4 protein-coding genes are annotated in these 2453 nt (G+C 59.7%); 2 read left to right on the top strand and 2 right to left on the bottom strand.

Going from position 1 to position 2453, the window contains the following annotated elements; translation table 11 throughout:
• Positions 1 to 601: recombinase family protein (locus HMPREF3121_RS12020; protein WP_083291118.1), on the bottom strand; the 601-nt coding region annotated here is incomplete at its 3' end.
• A gap of 570 nt (positions 602 to 1171) precedes the next feature.
• Between HMPREF3121_RS12020 and HMPREF3121_RS12015 the strand changes: the two genes are divergently transcribed.
• Positions 1172 to 1705 (top strand): phospholipase A2, encoded by a 534-nt coding sequence (locus HMPREF3121_RS12015; RefSeq protein ID WP_168161336.1) that lies wholly within the window; start codon positions 1172 to 1174, stop codon positions 1703 to 1705.
• 18 nt (positions 1706 to 1723) lie between these two features.
• A complete protein-coding gene (locus HMPREF3121_RS12010; RefSeq protein ID WP_083291116.1) occupies positions 1724 to 2122 on the top strand; it encodes a hypothetical protein in 399 nt (132 codons plus the stop codon).
• 31 nt (positions 2123 to 2153) lie between these two features.
• Here HMPREF3121_RS12010 and HMPREF3121_RS12005 read toward each other — a convergent pair whose 3' ends face one another.
• Complete coding sequence (locus tag HMPREF3121_RS12005) at positions 2154 to 2438, bottom strand: integrase core domain-containing protein (RefSeq protein WP_168161335.1); 285 nt, start codon at positions 2436 to 2438, stop codon at positions 2154 to 2156.
• Positions 2439 to 2453 lie beyond the last annotated feature (15 nt).

Raw genomic sequence — 2453 nt, 5'->3', positions numbered from 1 at the left:
GTTGGGTCCCCTGGTGGGTAGGGGTGTTGCAACGACCGATAGAACCCAAGAACAGGATTCTCCCGATAGTTCGTCGGGATACGCTGAACAGCTCGGCGATGTCGGACTGGGTATGCCGTCCATCGGCAGCCAGCTCGCGGACGTGACGCTGTTGGGCCGCGGTGAGCTTCGGCTGCCGACCTTTGAGCTTGCCTTGAGCTCGCGCGATCGCCATGCCCTCTTTTGTGCGTGCCGAAATGAGATCCGCTTCGAATTCCGCAACCATGGCCAGCGTCGTGAACGTGAGCTTGCCGACCGGATCGGTGGGATCGTAGACGGTACCGCCGAGGCTCAGGGCGACTTCGCGGCTGGCGAGTTCGGCGGCGATGGCGGCGGCGTCGGGGACGGAGCGGGCAAGCCGATCGAGCTTTGCCACGACGAGAGTGTCGCCGGCACGACAGGCGGCGATAGCTTGGCCAAGTCCGGGACGGTCGCGGTTGCGGCCGCTGAGTCCGCGGTCGGTGTATATCCGACCGTCGTCGACGCCGAGGGCCAGTAGGGCTTGCCGCTGTGCGGTGAGGTCCTGGCGTTCGGTGGACACACGAGCGTAGCCGATCAGCATGCTGACCAGATCTGTGTTGATGCCGTCCTGCGGTGCATCGCGTGGGCCATCTTCGCCTCCCGTGCGGTCACTATTGTCGTATCCCATTGTCGCAGAGATCGCGGGGGCGAAAGGGGCTCCGAAGTGCCCATATGCACTGCCCGGGCTATACGCCCCTTGGTCGCCGCTGCTCGGGATGCAGAGCGATCGCAGGGGTTGATGGGCGTTTGACGATGGCTGAGTGCCCGATGAAAGCGCTTCGGAAAGCTATCAGAGGCGAGTGTCGTGTGTTCGACCCGCGGCTGCAGTCGTTGCAGTCGCGTCGGATGTCGGTGGAGCTGACGAGGCAGTGATGTCACCTCGTCAGGGCGAAGAGGGGAGTTGCCGATGCTCTCGTCCACTCGGCCTCAGCGCTTAGCACTGGAGTAGTCCACCGCTGGACCGCAGGCCATTCAGCAGTTCGTTACCAAACGTTTATTACCAAACGCGAATGAAGGCGTTAGGGTTGAGGCTGACGGAGCACTTGCTTCGCCATTCATCACCTGCGCGGGAGGAACATTAGCTATGAAGTACCCATCAATCCTGGGCCGTATGGTCAAGGCACTGCTTGTCGCCATCGGGCTGGCGCTCAGCTTGGTGCCGATAGCCTCGGCCCAACCCTCCAGCTCGACGGCGGCTGGATCCGTTGTGATCCAGGAGAACTACGACTCGCTCAGCACCTACTTCTCCGACGAAGAGCTCGCGGCCTTGGATGAGATCTCGTCGGATGTCGAAATTAGGCATCTTGTATCTGCTATCGAGAATCCTGAATCCGTTCTCCAGGTAGAGGAAGGCAATGGCGGCTTCACTATTCAGCAGAACGGATGTTCGTACTCGCCCGACAGTTGGGGCCGTGCCAACTTCAAACCGTCCTGTGATCGGCATGACATCTGCTACAGCCCCTCCAGTTCCACCAATCGGCTTGACTGTGACATCCGCTTTCGTGCGGATCTTAAGGCAGAGTGTGGCCGAGCATATGGGTCAGGCGCCCAAGCTGGAGCTTGCCGAGGAGTGGCCGACGTCTATTATGGAACGGTTCGAAAGCTTGGTTCCGGTTTCTACAAGGGGTCGGGGCTCAACAACTAGGTCTGTAATAGGTGCGTAATGAGTATCTTGGAAAAGGCCACGATCACCTCGATCCTGGTGGCGACCACGCTTTATATCGCCATTAGCTTCGTTTCCTATGCTGGTGGGGGATTTCCGTTCCTCATTGGTGTCGTCTTCATCATCGCTATGGCAATAGCAGTCCTTTTAACTGCTACATCAGTTTCTGCGTGGGCTCGTCGGCGAGCGAGGGATGTAGATTCGATAGGGGCATTTATCGGCGCATGGGTCTCTACAGTCGGTGTATTCGTAGCCGCCGGCGCTGTCGTCTTCCAGCTCTTTCGGACCGGCGGCTTCTGGATTTCTCTCTTCAGTGATCTGCTGTGGGTGGTGACTACTGCGACCGCGCTACTTTGGCTGGGGTTTGCGTTGCTTGTTTTTTTCACGCGAAGCAGTTGAGGGAAGGCGGCGTTGCGATAGTGCCACCCCGCTAGTTGTTGTGTCCCGTGAGGTTGTGAACGACTTCCGCGGGAGTTAAGCCGCCCAGTGCGCTATGGGGTCGGTGGTGATTGAGTGATGAAACCACCCCGGATACTGCCGCGCACGGGCGGCTTCGCCGTCGTAGGTATCTGCCGTAGGCCCATTCAGCGACCAACGTCCGGTTGAACCGCTCGACTGTGCCGTTGGTCTGCGGCCGATACGGACGAGTAAAGAGGCTCTTCGCGTTTTGGAGTGCGTAGCTGACCGCAGAGCCCGGTTCGGGGTGGCACAACATGTAGGGGTCCTGGCC

Source organism: Corynebacterium sp. HMSC11E11, assembly GCF_001807025.1.
GTDB lineage: Bacteria > Actinomycetota > Actinomycetes > Mycobacteriales > Mycobacteriaceae > Corynebacterium > Corynebacterium freneyi.
This window is presented reverse-complemented; position numbering and strand designations above follow the sequence as displayed.

Coding starts and splice junctions, on each gene's coding strand:
- HMPREF3121_RS12010 (WP_083291116.1), top strand. CDS start 1,724: ATGAGTATCTTGGAAAAGGCCACGATCACCTCGATCCTGGTGGCGACC.
- HMPREF3121_RS12015 (WP_168161336.1), top strand. CDS start 1,172: ATGGTCAAGGCACTGCTTGTCGCCATCGGGCTGGCGCTCAGCTTGGTG.
- HMPREF3121_RS12005 (WP_168161335.1), bottom strand. CDS start 2,438: ATGTTGTGCCACCCCGAACCGGGCTCTGCGGTCAGCTACGCACTCCAA.